This window comes from Bifidobacterium sp. ESL0790, from assembly GCF_029395435.1.
In the GTDB taxonomy this organism is placed as follows: Bacteria; Actinomycetota; Actinomycetes; order Actinomycetales; family Bifidobacteriaceae; genus Bifidobacterium.
The window spans coordinates 971,511-995,647 of record NZ_CP113915.1; the positions used below are offsets into that span (position 1 = coordinate 971,511).

19 protein-coding genes and 1 tRNA gene are annotated in these 24,137 nt (G+C 63.2%); 12 read left to right on the plus strand and 8 right to left on the minus strand.

Translation table 11 applies throughout. The features are described 5' to 3' along the window. Positions 1-21 precede the first annotated feature (21 nt). Positions 22-459 carry a metallopeptidase family protein gene (locus tag OZY47_RS03505; protein WP_277178793.1) on the minus strand — a complete coding sequence of 146 codons (438 nt, stop codon included), beginning with the start codon at positions 457-459 and terminating at the stop codon, positions 22-24. 89 nt (positions 460-548) lie between these two features. Here OZY47_RS03505 and OZY47_RS03510 point away from each other — a divergent pair, with 89 nt between their 5' ends. Beyond that, positions 549-1,358 carry an HAD-IIB family hydrolase gene (locus OZY47_RS03510; protein WP_348519394.1) on the plus strand — a complete coding sequence of 270 codons (810 nt, stop codon included), beginning with the start codon at positions 549-551 and terminating at the stop codon, positions 1,356-1,358. Between the two features lie 174 nt (positions 1,359-1,532). Then, a complete protein-coding gene (locus OZY47_RS03515; RefSeq protein ID WP_277178795.1) occupies positions 1,533-2,318 on the plus strand; it encodes a phosphoribosyltransferase family protein in 786 nt (261 codons plus the stop codon). A 44-nt stretch (positions 2,319-2,362) separates the two neighbouring features. Here the strand turns inward: OZY47_RS03515 and OZY47_RS03520 are convergent, their stop codons facing one another. From OZY47_RS03520 to OZY47_RS03535, 4 genes are all read right to left on the minus strand, one after another. Continuing rightward, positions 2,363-3,679 carry a Y-family DNA polymerase gene (locus tag OZY47_RS03520; RefSeq protein ID WP_277178797.1) on the minus strand — a complete coding sequence of 439 codons (1,317 nt, stop codon included), beginning with the start codon at positions 3,677-3,679 and terminating at the stop codon, positions 2,363-2,365. Between the two features lie 8 nt (positions 3,680-3,687). Further along, the gene (locus OZY47_RS03525) at positions 3,688-4,350 is read right to left on the minus strand and encodes a S24 family peptidase (protein WP_277178799.1); all 663 of its coding nucleotides are present in this window, start codon (positions 4,348-4,350) and stop codon (positions 3,688-3,690) included. An 82-nt stretch (positions 4,351-4,432) separates the two neighbouring features. Then, complete coding sequence (locus tag OZY47_RS03530; RefSeq protein ID WP_277179127.1) at positions 4,433-5,515, minus strand: HAMP domain-containing sensor histidine kinase; 1,083 nt, start codon at positions 5,513-5,515, stop codon at positions 4,433-4,435. Between the two features lie 243 nt (positions 5,516-5,758). Continuing rightward, entirely contained in the window at positions 5,759-6,499 is a 741-nt protein-coding gene (locus tag OZY47_RS03535; RefSeq protein ID WP_277178801.1) for a response regulator transcription factor, read from the minus strand. A 183-nt stretch (positions 6,500-6,682) separates the two neighbouring features. Between OZY47_RS03535 and OZY47_RS03540 the strand changes: the two genes are divergently transcribed. Beyond that, complete coding sequence (locus OZY47_RS03540) at positions 6,683-7,291, plus strand: CarD family transcriptional regulator (protein ID WP_277178803.1); 609 nt, start codon at positions 6,683-6,685, stop codon at positions 7,289-7,291. A 103-nt stretch (positions 7,292-7,394) separates the two neighbouring features. Here OZY47_RS03540 and OZY47_RS03545 read toward each other — a convergent pair whose 3' ends face one another. The 3 genes from OZY47_RS03545 to OZY47_RS03555 form a co-directional block, all read right to left on the minus strand. After that, positions 7,395-8,231: a metal ABC transporter permease gene (locus OZY47_RS03545; RefSeq protein WP_277178805.1), complete on the minus strand. Its 837-nt coding sequence runs from the start codon at positions 8,229-8,231 to the stop codon at positions 7,395-7,397. Then, entirely contained in the window at positions 8,228-9,277 is a 1,050-nt protein-coding gene (locus OZY47_RS03550) for an ABC transporter ATP-binding protein (RefSeq protein ID WP_277178807.1), read from the minus strand. The genes OZY47_RS03545 and OZY47_RS03550 overlap by 4 nt, the downstream gene beginning before the upstream one ends. A gap of 491 nt (positions 9,278-9,768) precedes the next feature. Continuing rightward, positions 9,769-10,818 (minus strand): zinc ABC transporter substrate-binding protein, encoded by a 1,050-nt coding sequence (locus OZY47_RS03555; RefSeq protein ID WP_277178809.1) that lies wholly within the window; start codon positions 10,816-10,818, stop codon positions 9,769-9,771. Between the two features lie 236 nt (positions 10,819-11,054). Here OZY47_RS03555 and OZY47_RS03560 point away from each other — a divergent pair, with 236 nt between their 5' ends. The 9 genes from OZY47_RS03560 (at position 11,055) to polA (ending at position 24,135) form a co-directional block, all read left to right on the plus strand. After that, positions 11,055-11,951 (plus strand): bifunctional methylenetetrahydrofolate dehydrogenase/methenyltetrahydrofolate cyclohydrolase, encoded by an 897-nt coding sequence (locus OZY47_RS03560; protein ID WP_277178811.1) that lies wholly within the window; start codon positions 11,055-11,057, stop codon positions 11,949-11,951. A 173-nt stretch (positions 11,952-12,124) separates the two neighbouring features. Next, complete coding sequence (gene rpsA / locus OZY47_RS03565) at positions 12,125-13,606, plus strand: 30S ribosomal protein S1 (protein WP_277178813.1); 1,482 nt, start codon at positions 12,125-12,127, stop codon at positions 13,604-13,606. 142 nt (positions 13,607-13,748) lie between these two features. Continuing rightward, positions 13,749-14,516, plus strand: a complete 768-nt coding sequence (gene coaE / locus OZY47_RS03570) for a dephospho-CoA kinase (RefSeq protein WP_277178815.1) — start codon at positions 13,749-13,751, stop codon at positions 14,514-14,516. 142 nt (positions 14,517-14,658) lie between these two features. Further along, positions 14,659-16,773, plus strand: a complete 2,115-nt coding sequence (uvrB, locus tag OZY47_RS03575; protein WP_277178817.1) for an excinuclease ABC subunit UvrB — start codon at positions 14,659-14,661, stop codon at positions 16,771-16,773. A 278-nt stretch (positions 16,774-17,051) separates the two neighbouring features. After that, positions 17,052-18,035, plus strand: coding sequence for a TerC family protein (locus tag OZY47_RS03580; protein ID WP_277178819.1), 984 nt, complete (start codon positions 17,052-17,054; stop codon positions 18,033-18,035). Between the two features lie 144 nt (positions 18,036-18,179). Continuing rightward, positions 18,180-19,628: a pyruvate kinase gene (gene pyk / locus OZY47_RS03585; RefSeq protein ID WP_277178822.1), complete on the plus strand. Its 1,449-nt coding sequence runs from the start codon at positions 18,180-18,182 to the stop codon at positions 19,626-19,628. A 237-nt stretch (positions 19,629-19,865) separates the two neighbouring features. Next, positions 19,866-19,939: transfer RNA gene (locus OZY47_RS03590), tRNA-Leu, on the plus strand. 109 nt (positions 19,940-20,048) lie between these two features. Continuing rightward, complete coding sequence (locus OZY47_RS03595; RefSeq protein WP_277178824.1) at positions 20,049-20,822, plus strand: response regulator; 774 nt, start codon at positions 20,049-20,051, stop codon at positions 20,820-20,822. A gap of 232 nt (positions 20,823-21,054) precedes the next feature. Further along, complete coding sequence (gene polA, locus OZY47_RS03600; RefSeq protein ID WP_277178826.1) at positions 21,055-24,135, plus strand: DNA polymerase I; 3,081 nt, start codon at positions 21,055-21,057, stop codon at positions 24,133-24,135. Positions 24,136-24,137 lie beyond the last annotated feature (2 nt).

The following is a 24,137-nucleotide window of genomic DNA, read 5'->3' on the forward strand; positions in this document are numbered from 1 at the left end:
TCGGGATTTGGTATTCCAAGCTCAGAACTCGGTGCCGGTCCAGTCCGGGTCGATTTCCTCGGGACGACGTCCATAGAGGTCGCCCAGGCGGGCGGCCAGCGCGTCGCGGATGGCCCATTGCAGGCTCAGCCTGTCGGGATGGTGCATCTGCATCGGCATGCGGTAGAGCACGATACGAGCCGGAATGCCATGGGCCGCGGGGAAGCACTGCGAGGTGACGCGGGCGTGCGCCTGCCACGGCACCGGGTCGGAGGGCGGCACATCCTCGACGGCGAACTGCACCGGGCCCACGAGGTTCGGCCACGCCTGCGAGAGCCGGCGCAGCTGGGAGACCACCATGTCGTCGAACATGCCCCCGTTGGTGCGGTATCGCGGCAGCCTGCGCCCGAACGTGGGCGTGCGCACGCCGCGCCCGTGACGGTTGCGGTAGATATGGGCTTGCCAAGGTGGTCTCAACATGCCTTTACTTTAAGACTAGGCACGGGCATCCCGGGCCCGCGCGGCCGGAAGGCGGGAGCGCGGCCCGACTGGCGAGAAATGGAGTGGTGATGGCTGAAGATCAAGGGGTTCTGGGGGCCTGGCGTGGCCTCGATTTCGCCGACGTGGCCCGCAAGGCGAGGCTGGTCGCCTTCGACCTCGACAACACCCTGGCGCGCTCCAAGAAGCCGATGCACGCCGACATGGCCGCCCGCCTGGCGCGGCTGAGCCAGCTGATCGACGTGGCCATCATCACCGGCGGCAGGTTCTCCCTGGTGCGCACGCAGGTGCTCGACGTGTTGCCGGACGACGCGCGCCGCGCCGGAATCCATGTGATGCCGACCAGCGGCACACGCTATTACCGGTGGGGGCATGACGGCTGGGATTGCATCTACACGATGGATCTGCCCGCCGATGACCGCGACCGCGCGATGGCCTCGCTTGAGCGGCACGCCAGGCTGCAGGGCCTGTGGACCGGGCGCGCATGGGGGCCGCGCATCGAGGACCGTGGCAGCCAGGTCACCTTCTCCGCCCTGGGCCAGCAGGCTCCGGTGGAGGCCAAGGAGGCGTGGGACCCGACCAACGAGAAGAAGAACCGGCTCGCCGACGCCGTGGCCGCCGACCTGCCCAGTCTCGTCGTGCGTTCCGGCGGCGCGACCAGCGTCGACGTCTCCGCGCGCGGCATCGACAAGGCCTACGCCGTGCGACGCCTGTGCGAGGCGCTCGACATCGAGGTCGGCCAGGTGATCTTCGTGGGCGACCGGATGGACTCGGACGGCAACGATTACCCCGCCGCGGTGATGGGCACGTTCCCGATTCGCGTCAGCGGGCCCGACGAGACCCTTGAGGTGTGCGACAGGCTTATCGAGGGGTTGGCCTGAGGTTTGCCTAGCTTGAGTTTTTGAGGTTATACGTGATTTTCTGTAGCTAGTCACGACTATCTATCTGCGGTTATTCGCGCGACACTCCCGGACGTGTGAATAGGCCCCGAGTATTCGTCCACAGTGGCCTGTTTTCCCGCGCCGGACCGTCGTCGGCCGGTACGGTGTTGTGGCATGAACATGTTTGATATGGGGATTATCCCGACGATGGCCCGGACGCTGCGAACACTGGCGCTGGGCTTCCGGGATTTGCTATTGCCACGGGGCTGCGCCGGGTGCGACGCTCCGGACGAGGTGCTGTGCCCGCGATGCGTGGCGCGTTTCGACGGAGCGCATATACGCAGCCTGCCGGTCAAAGGCAAGACGTGTTGCTATGCCTGCGCGCGCTATGAGGGCGCGTCGCGCCGGGCCATCCTCGCGTGGAAGGACCACGGCGACGAGGAATGCGATGGCGCGTTCGCCTGCTGCTTGGCGCGCTTGGCCCTGAAGGTCATCAAAGTTATTGATACGAATCAGACGGCAATTGACGACGTTCAAGCCATGCCGCAAATTGCCGGTATGCCCGATATACGCGGCATGCGCGATGTGTTGCTGGTGCCCGCGCCATCGTCACCGGCCTCGATGCGTAGGCGTGGGCGCTGGCAGATGGCCCCTCTGGCCAAAAGGACGGCCAGGATGCTCAACGATTCCGGCGTGCGTACCCGGGTATGTCCCATCTTGCGACTCGAAGGTGTGCGGGGTAGGTCGGTGCAGACCAGCGGCTCGCTCGCCCGTTCGAAGAGGATCCAAGGGCATGTGAGGGCCGTGGGCGCCATCGACGACGAATCCGCGCTGGTGGTCATCATGGACGACATCGTCACCACGGGCACGACGATGGGTCAGTGCGTCACCGCCTTGCGCGCGGCCGGTGCGCGGCATGTGGTCGGCCTGGCCTTGGCGTGCACGCCGGTGCGGCGCTGAGAACCTGATGACGTGGGTTGCGGTTGCGGCGAGCGATTCAAGGTTCAGTCCGCGTGCGCCACGGCCATCTCGCTCCACCGTGTGGTCGCGCGCGGCGAGAGCATCTCCCGTCTCATCGTCCACGAGGCCCCGGTGTCCTCATCGCCCCGCCCCGCACCGCGTATGCCGCCATAGCCGATGCCGACGCGCGCCGGGCCGAATTTCCTGGCGGCCTCGTCGAGCACCGAGCCCAGATGATGTGTGTCCTGCCTGGCCTCCAGACCCGACAACGTGGTGAACCGCCCAGCGTCGCGCAGCCCCAGAAGCAGCACCCCGGCGCGGATGTAGCGGGCATGCGGGTCGAAGCGTCCGCGCACGGCCTGGCAGGCGGCCTTGCTGATCACCAGCGGGTCGTCGCTCGGGTCGTCGAGCGTGGTGGCTCCACGGATCGTCTGGTAGCTGCCCGAGGGGCCGAAGGGGCTGGTCGAGCAGAAGACCGAGACCAGCGAGCATAGGCTGCCCTGCTTGCGTAGCCTACGGCACGCTTTTTGCGAATAGACGCTCAACGCCTGGCTCATCTCGGCGAAATTGGTGATGGGCGAGGAGAACATGCGCGAGCAGAGGATCTCGCCCTTGCGCCTACCGTCGTTGGCGCTGGCGTCGTCGGGCACGCAGGGCACGCCGTTGAGCTCGAGCACCGTGCGCTCCATGAGGATGGAGAACCGGTGGCGGATGTCGACATGGTCGTGGTTCTTCAGGTCGAGGGCGGTGGTGATGCCAAGGCCCTGCAACTTGCGCGTCATCCTGCGGCCCACGCCCCACACGTCGCCCACAGGCACTTCGGCGAGAATCCTGTCGCCATACTGGCCCTCGATCTCGCTCCACACGGCCACGCCTCCCGACTCCGGGTGGCGCTTGGCCCAATGGTTGGTCACCTTGGCCAGTGTCTTGGTGGGCGCGATGCCCACGCTCACGGGGATGCCCACGCCGGCGAGCACCGCCCTGCGCATGCGTTTGGCGGTGGCGGCCAGTCTTTGCCCGTCGTCGGCGGGGGAGAAGAAGCACTCGTCGATCGAGTAGACCTCCTGGCCGGGCAGGAACGTGCTCATCAGCGACATCATACGTGTGGAAAGGCTGGCGTAGAGCTCGTAGTTGGAGCTGCGGGCCACCACGCCCTCGCGCTTGGCCTGCTCGCGTATGGAGAACCAGGGTGTGCCCTCCTTGATGCCCAGCGCTTTCGCCTCGGCGCTGCGGGCCACCACGCAGCCGTCGTTGTTCGACAGGACGACCACGGGCCTGCCCTCGAGCCTCGGGTCGAAGACGCGCTCGCAGGAGGCGAAGAAGTTGTTGGCGTCGGCCAGCACCATGAGTCGCTTCGCCATGGCTGGCCTCAGCCCTGTTGGGCGTGGCGGTCGGGGAAGTGGTAGACCGTGGCCCTCTGCCGCCCGGGTGCGGCCCCTCGTGGCGCGCCGGGGGAGGCCGCCGATCCCTGTGGGGCATGGCTGGTGGCTTGGCCGCCGCGTGGGGCCTGCATGCCCGGGCGGGTGACGCCGTCCATCGGCTCGCTGAAGCGGTGCGGCCGGCTCTGCGGGTGGAAGTTGCCCACCACCACGCCCCAGACCACCAGTTCGGCGGCGTCGGACGACATGAAATCGGGGTAGCGCGGGTTCTCGGCGTGCAGCACCGGCGTGGAGCCGCGCATAATCAGGCGCTTGACGGTCAGCTCGTCGTCGAGGATGGCCACCACCACGTCGCCGGCCTGAGGCTCCAGCGAGCGGTCGACCACCAGCAGGTCGCCGTCCCAGATGCCCGCGCCCTCCATGGAATCGCCGGCCACGGTGATGATGAAGGTGGTGTCGGGATGCTGGATGACATGCTCGTCGAAGCTGAAATCGCCGGCGAAATAATCCTGGGCGACCGACGGGAAGCCGGCGTGCACCGACTCCAGCGCGGCGGGCACGGGTATCGGCGCCAGCGTCGAGCGGAAGATTCGCGTCACCGTGCAATCCCGCGCGTCGTCTTCGGCCATGGCGGCCATCTGAGTCTGCTGCATCGTCTGCCTCCCATCTATTCGAACATTTGTTCGATTTCCAGTATGAAGGAGGCTCACGACAAGACGGAGAACCGTTGGAATATCAGGCTTCGGCGGTCTCGGAAGATTTGGAGGACTCGGCAGATTCCGAAGGCTCGGACGACTCGTCGGCGTATCGCGCGGCCTCGTCGGCCTCGGACGGCGTGGCGATATGGTATTTGGGCAGCGAGATCTCGAAATTGGCGCCACGGCTGTCGTCGACCACCTTCACGTTGCCCCCGTGCAGCTGCGCGGCCCAGCGGGCGATCGACAGCCCGAGCCCGGTGCCGCCCGACTCGGTGCCCGGCCCCGTCTTGCCCTTGACGAAGCGGCGGAAGATGTCGGCGCGCTTCTCGCGCGGGATCTGCGAGCCGAAGTTGACCACGTTGGTCACCACGGTGCCGTGCTGCTTGTCCTCGTGTGCCTCAATGAGCACGGTGGTGTTGTCGGCCGAATGCTTGAACGCGTTGGAGATGATGTTGGTGAACAGCTGGCGCAGACGGTCCTGGTCGCCCTCCAAGGTGATGGATTTCGGCACGCGCACCTCCACGTCGTGGGCGTGGCCCGCGTCCGCGATCTCCAACGGCTCCAGCGTTTCGTCGATGAACTCGGCGAAGTTGAACTGCTCGATGTCGAGGCTCGCCGCGCCCGCCTCCATGCGCGAGAGGTCGAGCAGGAAGGCGATGAGGTCGGAGAGCCGGTGCGTCTGGTTCAGAATGCTCTCGAGGTTGGCGGGGGTGGGCTCCACCACACCGTCGGCGAGGTTCTCGAGCATGGCCTGCAGGGCCGAGACGGGGGTGCGCAGCTCATGGCTGACGTTGGCCACCATGTCGCGGCGCATCTGGTCGGCGTGCTGCAGCTCCTCGGCCATCTCGTTGAACGAGAGCGCCAGCTGGCCCACCTCGTCGTTGCTGGTGTCGTCGGTTTTGACGCGCACCGTGTAGTCGCCCTCGGCCATCGCCTCGGCGGCGTCGCGCATCTGGCGCAGGGGGGTGGTCAGCCCGCGGGAGAAGAAGTAGGTGATGCCGAGCGCCACCACCAGGGTCAGCGGCATCGCGATCCATCCGCTCAGGCCCACCTTGAGCAGGAACCACGCCATGACGAAGGCGATGGCGGTGGCCACCACGATGATGACGCTCAGCTCCATCTTCAACGAGGAGAACAGCCCTATCGGCCGCTCGCTTTTCAGCAGTTTCTTCGGATCTTTCTTCGAGTTGTCCAAGATGCTTCCTTCTTCATGGCCCTGTTGCCGGTACTGGCGCTGATGCCGATGTCGGCGCGGATTGGCTGGCGCTATCGACCAGCGTTCGGATTGGTATGCAAAAAGGACCCACGCCTGGTCTCACCAGGCCCGGATCCTTCTTACGCTTGAATTGTCATGGCTGCATCGTCACGCCTGGGCGGGCGCGCCGGGCTCCTCCGGCGGCTCGAAGGCGTAGCCGACGCCATGGGCGGTGCGGATCATGTCGCTGCCCAGCTTGTGGCGCAGCGCCTTGACGTGGGAGTCGACGGTGCGGGTGCCCGAGGCGTCGGGCCAATCCCACACCTCCTCGAGCAGCTTCTCGCGCTTGAAGACGGACTTGGGCTTGCGGGCCAAGGTGGCCAGCAGATCGAACTCGGTGGGGGTCAGGTGCACCTGCTTGCCGTTCTGGGTGACGATGCGCTGGCGCGGGTCGATGATGAGCGAGCCGAAGTCGAGCACCTTCTCGTTCTCGTTGTTCTTGGCGATGATCGCGGCGCGCTCCACACGGCGCAGCAGGGCCTCGCAGCGGGCAATGAGCTCGCGGGGGGAGAAGGGCTTGGTCATGTAGTCGTCGGCGCCGGCCGAGAGGCCCATCACCTTGTCGGCCTCGGAATCGCGGGCGGTGAGCATAAGGACGGGCACGGGGCGCTCGGCGATGATGCGCTTGGTGGCCTCGATGCCATCCATCACCGGCAGCATGATGTCCATGATCACCAGGTCGGGCTTGAGCTGGTTGGCGGCCCGCACGGCACTGGCGCCATCTGATGCCACGCGCGCGCTCCAGCCGTTGGCTGTGATACGCTGGGCGATGGCCGTCGCCAGGTCGGGTTCGTCCTCGACCACCAAAATGGTGCGTGGCGTCTTCTGATGTGCCGAAGCGTTGAGCATGTGTCCTCCACCTCTTGAAAACTTTGCAGCAAAACACCAATTATAGGTGGTGGCGCACCCAATGGGCCGCGAGGGGGCATATATTGGTGGGCTTTTCGGCTTTTGACGGTCGGCGAAACGTCCGCGCCGCATGGGAGACTATGCCTAGTCAATTGTGAGAGTTCGCCTGTTCTCGGAGGTTTCATGGGGTATAAAGTCGGCGATGTTGTCGTCTATCCGCGTCACGGTGCTGCGAGGGTGGTGGCATACACGAAACGTACCGTCAAGGGCGTCACCCGCGACTACCTGCAGCTTTCCGTGCTTTCCAGCGACGGCCTGGTCATCGACGTGCCGGTGGAGAACGCCAAGAAGGTCGGCATCCGCAACATCGTCGACGGCAAGGAGGTCGCCAAGGTCTTCGAGATCCTGCGCACCCCGATCGTCGACAACGAGAAGATGAACTGGTCGCGGCGCTACAAGCTCAACGTCGAGAAGATCGCCACCGGCGAGGTCAACAAGATCGCCGAGGTGGTGCGCGACCTGGCGCAGCGCGACGTCGACGAGCACGGTCTTTCCGCCGGTGAGAAGCGCATGCTCATCCGCGCTCGCAACATCCTCACCTCGGAGATCTCCTTGTCGGAGAAGATCGAGGAAGAGGAGGCGCAGCACCTGCTCGACGTGAACCTTGGCTATGCGGACGCGACCCCTGAGGACGCCAAGCACCATACCAAGGCGCCCGAGGAGCCCGCCAGCCAGACGCTGGCCCGTCTCGACGCCGAGAACAAGGACGACAAGAAGAAAAAGAAGAAGTAGATTCGTCCTTTCATATCGTTAAGAATGCGGCCCCGCCTTTCACCGGTGGGGCCGCATTGCTATACGACATGGTTATATATTCGTCGTGTATTCGATTTCGGTTTTAGCGCGAGCGAACCGCCTCGACGCCCTTGGCGATGGCCCAGAAGAGCGTGGAGATGGTGACGATGATGAAGCTCGGGGGAGCGGCGAACATCGCCGAAAGCACCAGGCCGCCCCAGATTGACACCAGGCCGATGACGCTCGCCAGCACCATCGAGGCGAAGGGCGAGCTGGCGAGGATGTTGGCCGTGGCCGCCGGGGTGACTACCAGCGCGAAGATGAGCAGCGTGCCCACTGCGGGCACGGCGATGGTGATGACGCCGGCCATGATCGCCATGAAGAGCACGTTCATCAGCCCAATCGGCACACCCTTGGCCTGCGCCACCTGCTCGTCGAGCGAGCTGAAGAGCATCGGCCGGTAGACCACCGCCAGCACCGCCAGCAGCAGCACGTCGAAGATGGCGAAGCCGATCACCTGGTCGCCGGTGATGGTGAGGATCGAGCCGAAGAGGATGGACTGCATTTGTTGGGCCGCCGAGCTTGACATGCGGGCGAAGAAGAGGCCGAGGCCGGTGGCGAAGGCGAGCACGGTGCCCGTGGCGATCTCGCGCTGCGAGGCCTTCTTGCCCAGCGCCCCGATGACCAGCGCGCCGCCGAGGGCGAAGACGCCGAGCCCCAGCGAGACCGGCAGTCCGAGCAGTACGGCCCCCGTGGCGCCCGGCAGGCCGATGTGGGCCAGGGCATGGGCGGCGAAGGTGGAGTGGCGGGCGATGGTGAAGTAGCCCATCACCCCGGCGGCCAGCGCGATGCACAGGCCCGCGATGAAGGCGTTGCGCATGAAGGGCGCGGTCAGGATCGACTGCCATTCCGGATCGAACAAGGTGTTCCAGGCGTTCATCGGCGGGCCTCCTGATTCTCTTTCGCGTCTACGGTGGTTGCCATATCGTGCTTGGCATCGCTGGCGGGTCCGGCATGGGAATGGTGATGGTGGTGGAACTCGGCCACCTCGTCGGGCCGGTGCGTGTCCGGTTCCACCTCCTCCGGCTCGTCGGCGCTCGGCGTGACGAACATGTCGCCCTGCGGGGTGGTGACCACCTGCACCGTCGTGCCATAGAGGTGGGTGAGCAGGTCGGCGTCGAGCACCTCGTTCATCCTCGCGTAATGGGGGTGTCCGTCGAGCAGGTAGACCGCGCCGTCGAGGATGGGCAGCAGCATGTTGAGGTCGTGGGCCACCACCTGGATCGTCATCCCAAGCTCACGGTTGAGGCGGGCGAGCACCTGCACGGTCTCGCGCTGGGAGGCCAGGTCGAGGTTGGCCAGCGGCTCGTCGAGCATCAAGAGCTTCGGGTCGCTCACCAGCGCCTGGGCGATCGCGACGCGTTGCCGCAGTCCGCCGGAAAGTTCGGAAAGCCGGTAGTTCGCCTTGTCGTCGATGCCGACGAAGCGCATCGCCTCTCGGGCCTGGTCGCGCTGTTTGCGCGTGACCGGATGGATGCCGAACCTCGTGCCCGTCAGCCCCAGCAGCACGGATTGGCCGGCGGTGAGGTTCGCGTCGATGTCGTTGGCGTAGTTCTGGGGCACATAGCCGATGGCGTGGTTCATCGAGCCCGGCTTGCCGCCCAGCACCTCAAGCGTGCCCGAGGCCAACGGCAGCAGCCCCAGTTCCGCCTTCATCATCGTGGTCTTGCCCGCGCCGTTGGTGCCCACGATCGCCGTGATCGAGCCGGCGCGGATGGAGAAGTTGCCGTTGCTCCAGATGGTGCGCTCGCCCCTGCGGATGCTGGCGTCGGTGAATTTCAGCGCCGGCTGGGCATGGTCGTCGAGGCGGTTCGCCGCGGTGCCGGTGCTGGTTCCGCTCGTTTTGGCGGTTTTGCGGGCTTTGAGGCCGGTCGCCGTGGCGTGGCTGCTCGCGCCTGGCGCTCCGCCTGAAAGATGTGGTTGCATACCTCGTTCGCCTTCCGTGATGGCTTGGTATGGATATGAATGCTCACTACATCCTGAATCCTGACATTGACAATCATTTTCAAATAGCTGAATACTCCGATACCAATTCCCATATTGGAAAACCTTTCCAAACCCGTTAAGTGGGTGCTTTCAAAGTTAAGTGGATGCCCATTCAAGCTAAAAATGTCGAAAACAAGGCATTTTCACCAGTATTTCGATAGAACAGGCACCCACTTAACCCCTAATGCACCCACTTAACGCCCAGTCGCTTCCTGACGGCCGTTCCACGGGCAGTCCCGCACTTCTCTATTCATGGAGAAAGAGGGCAAGTCCGCACGCCGCTCCATAAGATTGAAACCCTGACACAACGCGCAAAGAACCTTATATAAATCAGAATCGGCTCATGGCAAAGATGGAAATGACGAAGGAAACGGGGGGAGCGCCCTGTTTTCGACCATGTGCTTGTTGCTGTCTACCTATATGTATATCTGTCAGCGCTTGCCAGCCAACATTGCGTTCGCCGACGTCACGCGATTCCCCGAGTCCAGCCGATAGCCGGACTCCTTGGCCCCATTGTCCGCGTCGCCCCTGGCGTTGTCCTTCCCGCTTTTGGCGTCGTCATCCATGGCCTGCGAGAGCTTCTCGACCAGCGAGCCCACCCACTCGGTGAGGTTTTTCTGGTCGCTGGGCATCTGCTCGGTGACGTCGACGATGGGCACCTTGCTCTGCCTGGCCGCGTCGGTGAGCAGCTTGGTGGTCTCGTTGGACTCCTGCGTGTTGTTGACCAGCACGTCGATGCCGCGCTTGCCGATCAGCCGCTGGAAGGACTGCAGGTCGGCGGGGGCCGGTTCGCCCTCGGAGTTGACGGCCTGCGCGTAGCCCTTCGGCGTCTTGTCGGTGAAGCCCATGTCGTCCATGAGGTAATAGACGACCGCCTCGGTGGCCCCGTACGAGGCGTCCTTGTGCTTGTCGGCGAAGTCCTTCATGGTCTCGTCGAGCTTCTTCTCCTTGCCCTGCCAGGTCTTGAACCTCGCCTGGAATGTCTTGGCCTTGGCGGGCCGCGCCTTGGCGAAAGCGTCGGCGAGCTCGGCGGCCATGGCGCGGCGCGCGTCCTTGGAGAACCAGAGGTGGGCGTTGTCGGTTTTGCCGGCCCCCACGGCGTCGGCGGCGGAGACGGACGTCGCGCCCTTGACGATGCTCTTGCTGGCCCACGAATCGTAGCCCGCGCCGTTGGTCACCACGACCTGAGCCTTCTGGATGTGGGCGATGTCGCTGGTCTTGGGCTCGAAATCGTGCGCGTCGACGGAGACGGTGTTGACGATCGAGGTGACGTTGACATCCTTGCCGCCGATCTCCTGGGCCAGGGAGCCCCACTGGTTGATCGAGGCGACCACCGTGATCGGTCCGCTGGATTTCGCGTTCTCCTGCGTCTTGCCCTGGTCGTCGTTCGCGTTCGAGCCGCCGCACGCCGCGAGCCCCAGGGCCATGCAGGCCGCGCCCGCGAAGGCGACGAGCCTGAACCAAGTGGACTTGTGATTCATAAGGTGTTTCATGATGGACCCCGCTGTGGTTTGGCTTTGCGATTCGGTTGGTTTCGGCCGGTTTTGTGTCTTGCGTCCATTATCAAGTGTTACGTTGACAATGATTGTCAAATAGACGGTACGGATTCAAAAGCCCTGATTCGAGACGTTCGGGCGAGTGGGTTGTGTCCCCAAGTTACCCTAGAACGATACGGGCTTTCGGAGCTGAAGCCGAGGACGAACGGAAAGGAATGGGCATGGCGCAAAGACTGGACGGCAAGGCCGTGGCCGCGTCGATCAAGGAGGACCTCGCGCTGCGGGTGGACCGACTGAAGCGCAAGGGCGTGGAGCCGGGGCTGGGCACCATCCTCGTGGGCGACGACGTCGGCTCACGCAAATACGTGGCGGGCAAGCACCGCGACTGCGCCGAGGTCGGCATCCAATCGATCGGCATCGAGCTGCCCGGCGACGCGGGGGAGGCCGACATCATCGCGGCCGTGGAGCGCCTCAACGCCGACCCCAAGTGCACCGGCTACATCGTCCAGCTTCCGCTGCCCAAGGGCGTCGACGAGCAGAGGGTCATCGAGCATGTAGACCCGCGCAAGGACGCCGACGGCATGCACCCTTACAACCTCGGCGAGCTCGTGCTGCACATCGACGGCAGGCTTTCCACGCCGCTGCCCTGCACCCCGCGCGGCGTCATCGCGCTGCTGGGGCACTATGGCATCGATCTGAACGGCAAGGACATCTGCGTGGTCGGCCGTGGCATCACCATCGGCCGCACCATCGGCCTGATGCTCACTGCCCGCAACGTCAACGCCACCGTCACCCTGTGCCACACCGGCACGCGCGACGTCGCCGAGCACCTGCGCCGGGCCGATGTCGTGGTCGCGGCGGCGGGCCAGGCCGGCTTCGTCAAGCCCGGCGACATCAAGCAGGGCGCGGTGCTGGTCGACGTCGGCGTCTCGCGCGTCTACGACGAGCAGGAGCAGCGCTGGCGCGTCAAGGGCGACATAGACAAGGGCTGCTACGAGATCGCCTCGGCTTACACGCCCAACCCGGGCGGCGTCGGTCCGATGACGAGGGCGATGCTGCTGGCCAATGTGGTCGAGACCGCCGAGCGCGCCGCGGGCCTTGGCGAGGGTGCCGAATAACGGCTTCGTGGCGCGGTTGCGCGATGAGCTGAAAGCTCCTGGACACGCCCGAAATGGGCGGGATGATTTGGGCAGGGGCTCAGGTATCCTTTTCTACTGCGAGGGCTTATGCCACCGCATATAACTGAATAACGATAAATATCCACCAACTTAAGATAAAGAAACCACGTTTAATGGCAGAAAACAATAGCGAAGTCACCAAGGTTGCGATCAACGACATCGGCACCAAAGAGGACTTCATCAAGGCAGTCGATTCCACCATCAAGAATTTCGATGATGGTGATTTGGTCACGGGCACGGTCGTCAAGGTCGACCACGACGAAGTGCTGCTTGACATCGGCTACAAGACCGAGGGTGTGATTCCCTCCCGCGAACTTTCCATCAAGAAGGATGTCCATCCCGAGGATGTCGTCGAGGTCGGCGACACCATCGAGGCCCTTGTCGTCACCAAGGAAGACAAGGAAGGGCGTCTGATTCTGTCCAAGAAGCGTGCCCAGTATGAGCGCGCCTGGGGCGACATCGAGAAGATCAAGAACGACGACGGCGTTGTCGAAGGCACCGTCATCGAGGCTGTCAAGGGCGGCCTGATCGTCGATATCGGCCTGCGTGGCTTCCTGCCCGCATCTCTCGTCGAGATGCGTCGCGTCCGCGATCTCTCCCCGTACATCGGCCAGAAGATCAAGGCCAAGATTCTCGAGCTCGACAAGAACCGCAACAACGTGGTCCTCTCCCGTCGTCAGTACCTCGAGGAGACCCAGTCCGAGGTCCGTGAGACCTTCATGGCCCAGCTCAAGAAGGGCCAGATTCGTGAGGGCACCGTTTCCTCCATCGTCAACTTCGGCGCATTCGTCGATCTGGGCGGGGTGGACGGCCTCATCCACGTCTCCGAGCTCTCTTGGAAGCACATCGATCACCCGTCCGAGGTCGTCAAGGTCGGCGACAAGGTCACCGTCGAGGTGCTCGATGTCGATATGGACCGCGAGCGTATCTCGCTGTCCCTCAAGGCCACCCAGGAAGATCCGTGGCAGCGCTTCGCTCGCACCCACGTTCCCGGCCAGATCGTCAAGGGCAAGGTCACCAAGATCGTGCAGTTCGGTGTCTTCGTCTCCGTCGAGGACGGCATCGAAGGCCTGGTCCACATTTCCGAGCTCGCCAACCGTCACGTCGACAACCCCGAGACCGTCGTCAAGCAGGGCGAGGAGATTTTCGTCAAGGTCATCGACGTCGACCTCGATCGTCGCCGCATCTCCCTGTCGCTCAAGCAGGCCAACGACTCCGTCGATCCGTCCAGCGAGGACTTCGATCCGGCGCTCTACGGCATGCCCGCCGACTATGACGAGGATGGCAACTACAAGTACCCCGAAGGCTTCGACCCGGAGACCAACGAGTGGATCGCCGGCTACGAGAAGCAGCGCGAGGAGTGGGAGAACCAGTATGCGGCCGCCCACGACCTGTGGGAGCAGCACAAGGCGTTCGTCGCCAAGGAGATCGAAGGCGCGGCCGAGTCCGCCGCCGAGGATGGCCAGGGCCCGCGCGCCGAGAAGGCACAGGAGTCCGCCACCAAGTACTCGTCCAACGATGAGTCCGAGGGCACCCTCGCCGGTTCCGACCAGCTCGCCGCTCTGCGTGAGCAGCTTCTGAACGAGAAGAAGTGAGCTGAGCTCGCTTAAGCCTCGTTGAGGTTCGTAGAAGGTCCGGCACAGGCCACAAGGCTTGCGCCGGACCTTCTCATATATCTTGCCGGGATCAAGACCATTGGGTTTTATGAGTAATGGGTGTAGGGGAGATGATGAGCATATGCGCATTGGGTTGACAGGGGGCATCGCGGCGGGCAAAAGCACCGTCGCTGCGCATCTGAAGGACCTTGGCGCCTTCCTCATCGATTACGACCAGCTCGCCCGCGAGGTCGTCGAGTCTGGGGGTGAGGGGATCCGCCGGATTGCCGAGGAATTTGGTCCTGAAGCGGTTGAAGCCGGTGGCTCGTTGGACCGCGCATGGATGGCCGCGCATGTCTTCTCGCCGCAGGCCGCGCCAGATGCCAGGCGGCGGCTTGACGATATCGAGCATCCTCTGATTTATCGTCGTGCCCAAGAGCTTGAAGAGCAGATTGTTGAGGATAACGAAGGCGCTAGCAGTCGGTTGGATGATGAGCGTCTTGCTAAGTCTGGGACGATTGATACCGCCGATACCGCTCATATCACTGATAGCACCAATGCCACCAACTCAATTGATAACATCGAGAATTCCGATATTGTTCATCCATGTTCAGCGGGAACATTCTCTTTGAGTCATGTGATTGTCCATGACGTGCCGCTGTTGGCCGAGGTCATCGACACCATTCCGTTCAGCTTCGACCATATCCTCACCGTCGAGGCGCCCGAGGAGGTCCGCATCCAACGGATGATCGAGACCCGGGGAATGAGCCGAGAGCAGGCCGAGGGTAGGATATGCCACCAGTCCAGTCGGGAGCAGCGCGAGGCCATCGCCGACGTGGTCGTCGACTCGACACAGTCAATCGAACAAATGTTCGAGCGTCTTGATAAGCTGTTCGCACAATGGCGGTGAACAAGGCTGGATTTGCCATACAGTAGGCCGAGGCCAGTCTCCTGATAAGAGGAGGCGGGTTTCAGACAAAGACGAGCGAGGCTGGATTTCCAGCCTGAAGATGGACAACGAACGTCGTGGACAGGAAGGGTTTCAAGCAGGCATGGGGTTCAATATCGAGCGCACGCATCACCCGTTTGAGGTGAAGGCTCCCTACAAGCCGTCGGGTGATCAGCCGGAGGCGATCGACGAGATCGCCAGACGCATCAACAACGGCGAGAACGACGTCGTGCTCATGGGTGCCACCGGCACTGGCAAAACGGCCACCACCGCATGGCTCATCGAGAAGCTGCAACGCCCCACATTGATTCTCGAGCCCAACAAGACCTTGGCCGCGCAGCTGTGCGCCGAGTTCCGTGAGCTCATGCCCGACAACGCCGTGAGCTACTTCGTCTCTTATTACGATTACTACCAACCCGAGGCCTACATTCCCCAGACCGACACTTACATCGAGAAGGATTCGAACATCAACGACGACGTGGAGCGCCTGCGCCACGCCGCCACAGCGAACCTGCTCACGCGCGACGACTGCGTGGTGGTGGCCACCGTTTCCTGCATCTACGGCTTGGGCACCCCGGAGGAATACGCCGGCCGCATGCTCTTTTTGCATGAGGGCGACCAGATCGACCGCGACGCACTGCTGCGCAAATTCGTCGCGATGCAGTACAAGCGCAACGACATCGCCTTCACCCGCGGCACTTTCCGCGTGCGCGGCGACACCGTCGAGATCATTCCTGTCTACGAGGAGCTGGCCATCCGCATCGAGTTCTTCGGCGACGAGATCGACCGCATCTCCACCCTGCACCCGCTCACCGGCGATGTCATCGCCCACGAGTCTCAGGTCCATATCTTCCCGGCCTCGCACTATATCGCCGGCCCGGAGCGCACCGAGCACGCGTTGAAGACCATCAAAGAGGAGCTCATCGACCGCACGGCCGAGCTGCGCAAGCAGGGCAAGGAGCTGGAGGCGCAGCGCCTCGAGATGCGCACCAACTACGACCTCGAGATGATTCAGCAGGTCGGCTTCTGCTCAGGCATCGAGAACTATTCCCGCCACTTCGACCAGCGCAAGCCCGGCAGCCCGCCGCATACCTTGCTTGATTTCTTCCCCGACGACTTCCTGCTGGTCATCGACGAGTCACACGTCACCGTCCCACAAATTGGCGGCATGTACGAGGGCGATGCCAGCCGTAAGCGCACGCTGGTGGAGAACGGGTTCCGCCTGCCCTCGGCGATGGATAACCGACCCCTGAAATGGCCGGAGTTCCTCGACCGTGTAGGCCAAACGGTCTACCTGTCGGCCACTCCGGGCGACTATGAGCTCGGACTGTCCGACGGCGTGGTGGAACAGGTCATCAGGCCCACCGGTCTACTTGATCCGAAGGTTGAGGTGCGCCCGGTCAAAGGTCAGATCGATGACCTACTTGGCGAGATCAAGGACCGCGTGGCTAAGCACGAGCGTGTGCTGGTCACGACCCTGACCAAGAAGATGGCCGAGGATCTGACCGACTATCTGCTCGAGCGCGACATCAAGGTGGAATACCTGCATTCCGACGTCGACACGCTTCGCCGTGTGGAGCTGTTGCGTGAGCTGCGTGAGGGCAAGATCGACGTCATCGTCGGCATCAACCTGCTGCGCGAGGGCCTCGATTTGCCCGAAGTCTCCTTGGTGGCGATTCTCGATGCCGATAAGGAAGGTTTCCTGCGTTCGCATCGTTCGTTGATTCAGACCATCGGCCGTGCCGCACGTAATGTGTCGGGCACCGTCATCATGTACGCCGACGAGATCACCGAGGCGATGGAGACCGCCATCAGCGAGACCAACCGCCGCCGCGAGAAGCAGATCGCCTACAACAAGGAGCATGGCATCGACCCGAAGCCGCTGGTCAAGAAGATCAGCGACGTCACCGACATGCTGGCCAAGGAGGACGTCGATACCGAGACGCTCTTGGCCGGAGGTTACCGCGACGAGAAGCGCGCCGGCAGCGACAAGCGCATCGCCCTCACCAGCTTGGACGAGGCGGATCTGCAGAAGAACCATGACGCCATCGTCAAGGCCGGCCTGCCCGCCCAAGACCTGGCCGACCTCATCCGCCAGATGAGCGACCAGATGCACACCGCCGCCGAGCAGCTCCAGTTCGAGCTGGCGGCCCGTCTGCGCGACGAGATCCGCGACCTCAAAAAGGAGCTCCGCCAGATCACCGAGGCCCAGAAGTAGCGGCAAAGGGCTCGCGTGGTGCCGTATGAGTTGCGGACCGGATGCGTATTCTCATCTCAGGCATGGGTTTGGCTTAGGCGGTATTCAGTGTCTTTGCCTTCTTGCCCGAGAGCCGCGTTTATTCCGCATCACAATTTGACCGTTGGACCGTTCGCCCGATGACCTAGTCGGCGCGTCCAGTGCGGTCTGTCCAATCCTTCTCAACGGTCAACCTCGAGATCTTGTCCGATAACGAACTTTCATCGTTTCAGGTCACCGGCACCCCGTAGGGTGGTGATATGGCCGAAACACCCCTTGCGTTCATGATCGCCACCTATGTGGTGCTCGCGATTTTCTTCATCGTCGACCTCTTCGTCATCGGGCGTAAGCCACATGTGCCCAGCACCAAGGAATGCGTGCAGCACATCGCCTTCTTCGTCGTCGCGGCCCTGATTTTCGGCGGCTTGGTATGGTGGGTGTCCGGCTCGCAGCCGGCCCTCGAGTTCTATTCCGGCTGGCTCACCGAATATTCGCTGAGCATCGACAACCTGTTCGTCTTCGTCATCATCATGACCAACTTCGCCGTGCCCCGCAAGCTGCAGAAATACGTGCTGAGCGTCGGCATCACCATCGCGCTCATCCTTCGCGGCCTCTTCATCCTGGTCGGCGCGGCGGTCATCCAGCGTTTCACCTGGGTCTTCTTCATCTTCGGCGCCTTCCTCATCTACACGGCCGTGAAATTGGTGGCCGGAGATGATGACGACGAGGAATACCATGAGAACGCCATCATTCGCGCACTGCGCAAAGTGGTAAAAATCACGGACCACTACGACGGCGAGAAGCTGCGCACCACGATCGACGGCAAGAAGTTCTTCACACCCATGCTCATCGTCTTCCTCACGATCGGCACCACCGACGTGATGTTCGCCTTTGATTCCATCCCGGCCATCTTCGGCCTGACGAAGGACCCGTTCATCGTCTTCACCTCCAACGTCTTCGCCCTGCTTGGCCTCCAGCAGCTCTACTTTCTGCTTGGCGCCCTGCTCGACAAGCTCGAGTACCTGCCCTATGGCCTGGCGGTGGTGCTCGGCTTCATCGGCGTGAAGCTCGTGATGGAGGCGCTGCATGGCAACTCGCTGCCCTTCATCAACCACGGCCAGCCGATTCATCAGGTGCCTGAGATTCCCACGTGGGTCTCGCTGGCGGTCATCATCGTGGCCATCGGCACCGCCGCGCTCGCCAGCGTCCTCAAAATGCGCTCGGATGCAGCCAAGGCCAAGTGATATTGCGGCATCATCGGGAATGTTAGCGTTAACATAAAAACGCGCGTTCCTCCTGACGACGGTGATGGATGCTAGTAGACTGTATAGGTGTTGCGGGTTCGTTCCCGTAGTCAAATATGTCATCAATGGAATAGGCAGGTATTCATGAGGAAAGCAAAGATCGTAGACACCATCGGGCCGGCGAGCGAATCGCTGGAAAACCTGACCGAACTGGTGAAGAACGGCATGGATGTCGCGCGCCTCAATCGCTCGCACGGCACCACCGATGATCATCTCAAGGTTTATAACAACGTCCGCGAGGCCTCCAAGACCACGGGCCGCAACGTCGCCGCCCTCGTCGATCTGCAGGGCCCGAAGATTCGCTGCGGCTGGTTCAAGAAGAACGCCGATGGCGAGGACAAGGTGCAGCTCAAGGCCGGCCAGGAGTTTGTCATCACCACCGACGACATCGAGGGCGACGAGCACATCACCTCCACCACCTTCAAGGGACTTCCCGGCGATTGCCATCCCGGCGACCCGATTCTGATCGATGATGGCAAGGTCCGTCTCGAGGTCACCAAGGTCGAAGGCAACAACGTGCACACCAAGGTCGTCGTCGCCGGCCCGGTCTCCAGCCACAAGGGCATCAACCTGCCCGGCGTCGCCGTGAGCCTGCCCGCGCTGACCGAGAAGGACGAGGCCGACTTGCGTTGGGCCATCCAGACCGGCGCCGACATCATCGCGATGTCGTTCGTCCGCTTCGCCACCGACATCGACCGCGCCCATGAGATCATGGACGAGGAGGGCCGCCGCATCCCGGTGGTCGCCAAGATCGAGAAGCCGCAGGCCGTCGAGAACCTCGAGGAGATCGTGAAGGCCTTCGATGGCATCATGGTCGCCCGTGGCGATATGGCTGTCGAGATGCCGTTCGAGGAGGTGCCGCTGGTCACCAAGCGCTGCATCGAGCTCGCCCGCGAGTACGCCAAGCCCGTCATCGTGGCCACTGAGGTCCTGGGCTCCATGGTCAACTCGCCGATTCCGTCGCGCGCCGAGGCCTCCGATTGCGCCAACGCCGTGCTTGACGGCGCCGACGCCACCATGACCTCCAACGAGACCGCTGTCGGCAAGTATCCCGCCGAGACGGTCAATACCATGGCCCGCATCTCCGGCTATGCCACCGAGCACGGTTTCGACCGCATCCCGTCGATCTCCAACCTCGACATGTCGAGCACCGGCGCCGTCTCCTCGGCCGCCGTCGACCTGGCCGACAAGATCAACGCGAAGGCCATCGTGGCCTACACCCAGACCGGTTCCACCGTGCACCGCGTCTCCCGTGAGCGTCCGGCCGCCCCGATCTACGGCATCACCAACAACGAGCACACCTATCACTGGCTGGCTCTGAGCTGGGGCACCGAGGCCTTCTGCGTGAGCGAGGACTACCACGAGAAGAACCGCCACCAGCTGATGATCTTCACCGACAACCTGCTGCGCAAGGCCGGCAAGGTCGTCAACGGCGACAAGATCGTCGTGCTGAGCTCCGCCCAGGGCGAGCACAAAGCCGGTCGCACCGACTCGGTCTACGTGCACACCGTCGGCGCCTGCGACAACGACTGAGCGCTTCGCTGAGTACTGATGATCGTCGCGCCGCCGGGCGTTGAAAACCTGGCGGCGCGACGATTCTTTTTGGGTTTTTGGGGTTTGGTCGCGCGATTTCGGCGACTGGGAGGGGCGTAGCGCTCCGTTTGGCGCGGCGGTTGCGTCACAACACGCAAAGCCTTGGTGTCTGGTTGCCTCGTCCCTCGATTATGCTATCTTTGCTAACTGTCGCGGGCGCTTCCGCGGCCGATGCAAGCCCTTGTATCCCAATTGGTAGAGGAAACAGCCTCAAAATCTGTGCAGTGTGGGTTCGAGTCCCACCAAGGGCACACAGCCCGCTTCCCGTCTTGGGAGTTTTGTGGCATTCAGCTTGTTCCCATATTTTCCTGCCATTATGGGGTTAGGATGTTGGTAACAAGTATCAAAGTGGAAACGGAAATGGTTATGGATCAGATTCTTACAGATGAGGAATTGAAGGCCGCCGCCCAGAGTGATGGGGCGGACGTCGCCAAGAACGTCGAGCAGGTCGTGAAAGAAGAGGACGGCAAGCCCCGCAAGCCCACTGTGGTGGTGGCGGAGGACGAGTCCGTCAACCGCATGGACCTGGTGGCCATGCTCGAGGACAACGGCTACGAGGTCGTCGGCGAGGCTGCGAACGGCGAGGAGGCGGTCGAGCTCACGCGCAAGTTCCGCCCCGACGTGGTGTGCATGGATGTGAAGATGCCCCGCATGGACGGCATCACCGCCGCCGGCACGATCTGCGACGAGAACATCGCCCCCGTGGTCATGCTCACGGCCTACTCGCAGACCGACCTGGTCAAGCAGGCCACGGGCGCGGGCGCGATGGCCTACGTCACCAAGCCCTACGAGGAGTCCAAGCTCCTGCCCGCCCTCGAGGTGGCCATGGGCCGCTTCGCCGAGATCAACGACCTGCTTGATTCGGTGGAGACCGGCGAGAACAAGCTCAAGAAGTCCGAGGCCCAGGTCAAGGAACTTGAGGAGAAGCTCAAGAAGGCCGAGGGCTCGCTCGAGGAGCGCAAGCTCGTCGACCGCGCCAAGGGCCTGTTGATGGACAAGGCCGACTTCTCCGAGCAGGGCGCGTTCCGCTGGATTCAGAAGACCTCCATGGACCAGCGCATCCCCAAGAAGCGCCTCGCCATGGCGATCATCGCCAAGTACGGCGACAAGAAGCCGGAGCCGACCGAGCGCTGAGCAAGCTTTTATCAGGCTTAGATGAGTTTCGCCCGTCGAATCCTCTTTCGGGGAATCGGCGGGCGAGATTTGTATTCAGCGCCATTCCAGTATGTCGAACCATCCGGGTGGGCATGGGCGTGAGCAATATGACCAAACGAACCCGTGGCACGGGGTGTATGGGTAAAGCGGACGGTAGAGTGGCAAGTGCGCGGGCAACGCGCGAAGTGATACGAGACGAAACGGTGTGAATATGGGCGACAAGCAAGCTGTGAACGGCGACGAAGGCGACAAGACTACCCAGGACAACAACGAGGCCACAACGGCCGTGAATGCCGCGAACGCCAAGGATTCCAAGGAATCTCAGGAACCTAGCGGCGCGAAGGCGAGCAAGGGCTCGAAGGGCACGCTCCTGGTGGTGGACGGCCATTCGCTGGCCTTCCGCGCCTTCTTCGCGCTGCCCGTGGAGAACTTCTCCACCTCGTCGGGCCAGCCGACCAACGCGGTGTGGGGCTTCGCCAACATGCTCGCCCAGGTGCTTGAGAGCGAGAAGCCCGACCATTTGGCCGTCGCCTTCGACATGGCCGGCGGCACGTTCCGCAACAAGATGCTGCCGCAATACAAGGGCACCCGCGACGCCGCTCCCGAGGAATTGCTCTCGCAGCTGCCCATCATCCAGGAGATGCTGAAGGCGCTGGGCGTCAAATACGTGGAGAAGAAGGGCTACGAGGGCGACGACATCATCGGCACCATGGCCAGCATGGGCGAGCACGCCGACTACAAGACGCTCGTGCTCTCCGGCGACCGCGACGCCTTCCAGCTCATCGACGACGACATCACCGTGCTCTACCCGGGCCACCATTTCAAGGACTTGAAGCACATGACCCCGCAAGCGGTCATCGACAAATACCATGTCACCCCGCAGCAATACCCGGACCTGGCGGCCATGCGCGGCGAGACCGCCGACAACATTCCCGGCGTGCCCGGTGTGGGCGACGGCTACGCGGCCAAATGGATCAACCAGTACGGCGGCCTGGAAGGCGTCATCGAGCACGCCGACGAGATCGGTGGCAAGAAGGGGCAATCCCTGCGCGACAACATCGACCAGGTCAAGCTCAACCGGAAGGTCAACGCCGTGCTGCGCGACCTCGACCTCGGGGCCACCATCGACGACTTCACGCTCGGCGGCATGGACATGGCCGAGGTCGACAAGATCTTCAGGAAGCTCGAGTTCGGCGCGCGCTCCAAGAGGCGCATCACCAAGGCGTTCAATGGGGGAGTCGATCCCGCCGAATCCTCCGAGCGGGATACGGACGACGAGGATGACGAGGTCACCCTGGTCGAGCCCAAGGTGACACATATCGCCGACGCGAAGGCGCTGCACGCCTGGATCGAGCAGCATATCGCCGCGAATTTCACCGCCGAGCCGACCGCAGACAACGCCAGCGAGCACGTCGACAAGCTTGACGAGCAGGCCTTCATCGACGGGCCCGCCGGCCCCGAGCTCATCGACCGAGACATGCTCTGCGCCAAGGCCGTCACCAAGTCTTGGATCCTCAACGCCGAAGGCGTCGCCAAACCGGGAAGGTCGAGCCTCGAGGCCGTCACCATCCTTTCGGGCGACGAGGCCGCGATGCTGCCCGCCGCTCCGCTCAACTTCACCCGTGGCGTCTCCGGGGAGCTGCTGAAACCCGCCGATGCGGATGGCAGCTTGCAGGCGATACGCGATGAGATTCAGAATCTGCTTGACAGGTTCCATTCGACGATGGTCGTCAACGGGTACAAGGAGCACCTGCATATCCTCGCTGCCGCGGGGCTTCGGATGCGTCGGCCGCTCTTCGACACCAAACTCGCCGGCTATCTGGTCCATCCTGATTTCCACGCCGAGAACCTGGAGAAGGCCGCCGAGCATTTCCTGCGCGTCGACGTCGCCGACCTGGGGCTGGAGGCGCAAGGCGAGCTCGATCTGGACGGCGGGGCCGCACAAACCGAAATCGACAAGACCGACGAGAAGACCTACGCCACCCATGTCGCCATCGTGCGCGCGCTTGCGGACACGCTCAAGAAACCGATCGACGAACGCCGCCAGTTCGGCCTGCTGCGTTCCATCGAGATTCCTGTCTCGCAGGTCCTCTACGGGCTGGAGGGCGCCGGCGCGAGGGTCGACATGGCGAGGCTGCACGAGCTGCTCGAGGAGTTCGCCGCCGAGGCCGAGCAGGCCCAGTCCATCGCTTTCGAGGCCGCCGGTCACGAGCTCAACCTGCAAAGCCCCAAGCAGTTGCGCGAACTGCTCTTCGACGAGATGGGACTCAAGCCCTCCCGCCGCACGAAATCCGGCTCCTACACCACCAACGCCGCCACGTTGCAGAACCTCTATGTGCGATACGCCAACGACGAGAAGGCCAGCAACTTCCTCGGCGCGCTGCTGCGGCACCGCGAGACCAACAAGCTCAAGCAGATCGTGCAGACGCTTTCGGACTCGGTCAACCCGCGCGACGGGCGCATCCACACCACCTTCGAGCAGACCGTGGCCGCCACCGGACGTCTGAGCTCGGTGGACCCGAACCTGCAGAACATCCCCAACCGCAACGCCACCGGTCGCGAGATCCGCTCCGCGTTCGTGCCGGGCGAGGGCTACGAGTCGCTGCTCAGCTGCGATTACTCGCAGGTCGAGCTGCGCATCATGGCCGACCTCTCCGGCGACGAGTCGCTGATCGAGGCGTTCAAGTCCGGCGCCGACTTCCATCGCTACGTCGCCAGCCTCGTCTACGGCATCCCCGTCGACGAAATCACCCCCGACCAGCGCAGCCACGTCAAGGCGATGAGCTACGGGCTGGCCTACGGGCTGAGCACCTACGGCCTCTCGCAGCAGCTCAAGATCAGTCCGGCCGCCGCCGACGTGCTCAAGGCCAAGTATTTCGCCACGTTCGGCAAGGTGCACGATTACCTGGAGTCGCTGGTGGCCACCGCCCGCGAGAAGGGCTACACCGAGACGATGTTCGGTCGCCGTCGCTATTTCCCGGGGCTGCGTTCCAACAGGCGTGTGATCCGTGACGCCGCCGAGCGCGGGGCGTTGAACGCGCCAATCCAGGGCTCCGCCGCCGACATCATGAAGATCGCGATGATCCGTGCCGACCACGCCCTGCGCGAGGCCGGGGTGAAAAGTCGGGTCATCCTGCAGATTCACGACGAACTTGTGCTCGAGGTCGCGCCGGGGGAGAGCGAGCAGGTCAGCAAGCTCGTGCGCGACGCCATGGAGCACGCCGTCGACCTCAAGGTGCCGCTGGACGTCTCCATCGGCATCGGCGACGACTGGCAGTCCGCCGCGCACTGATG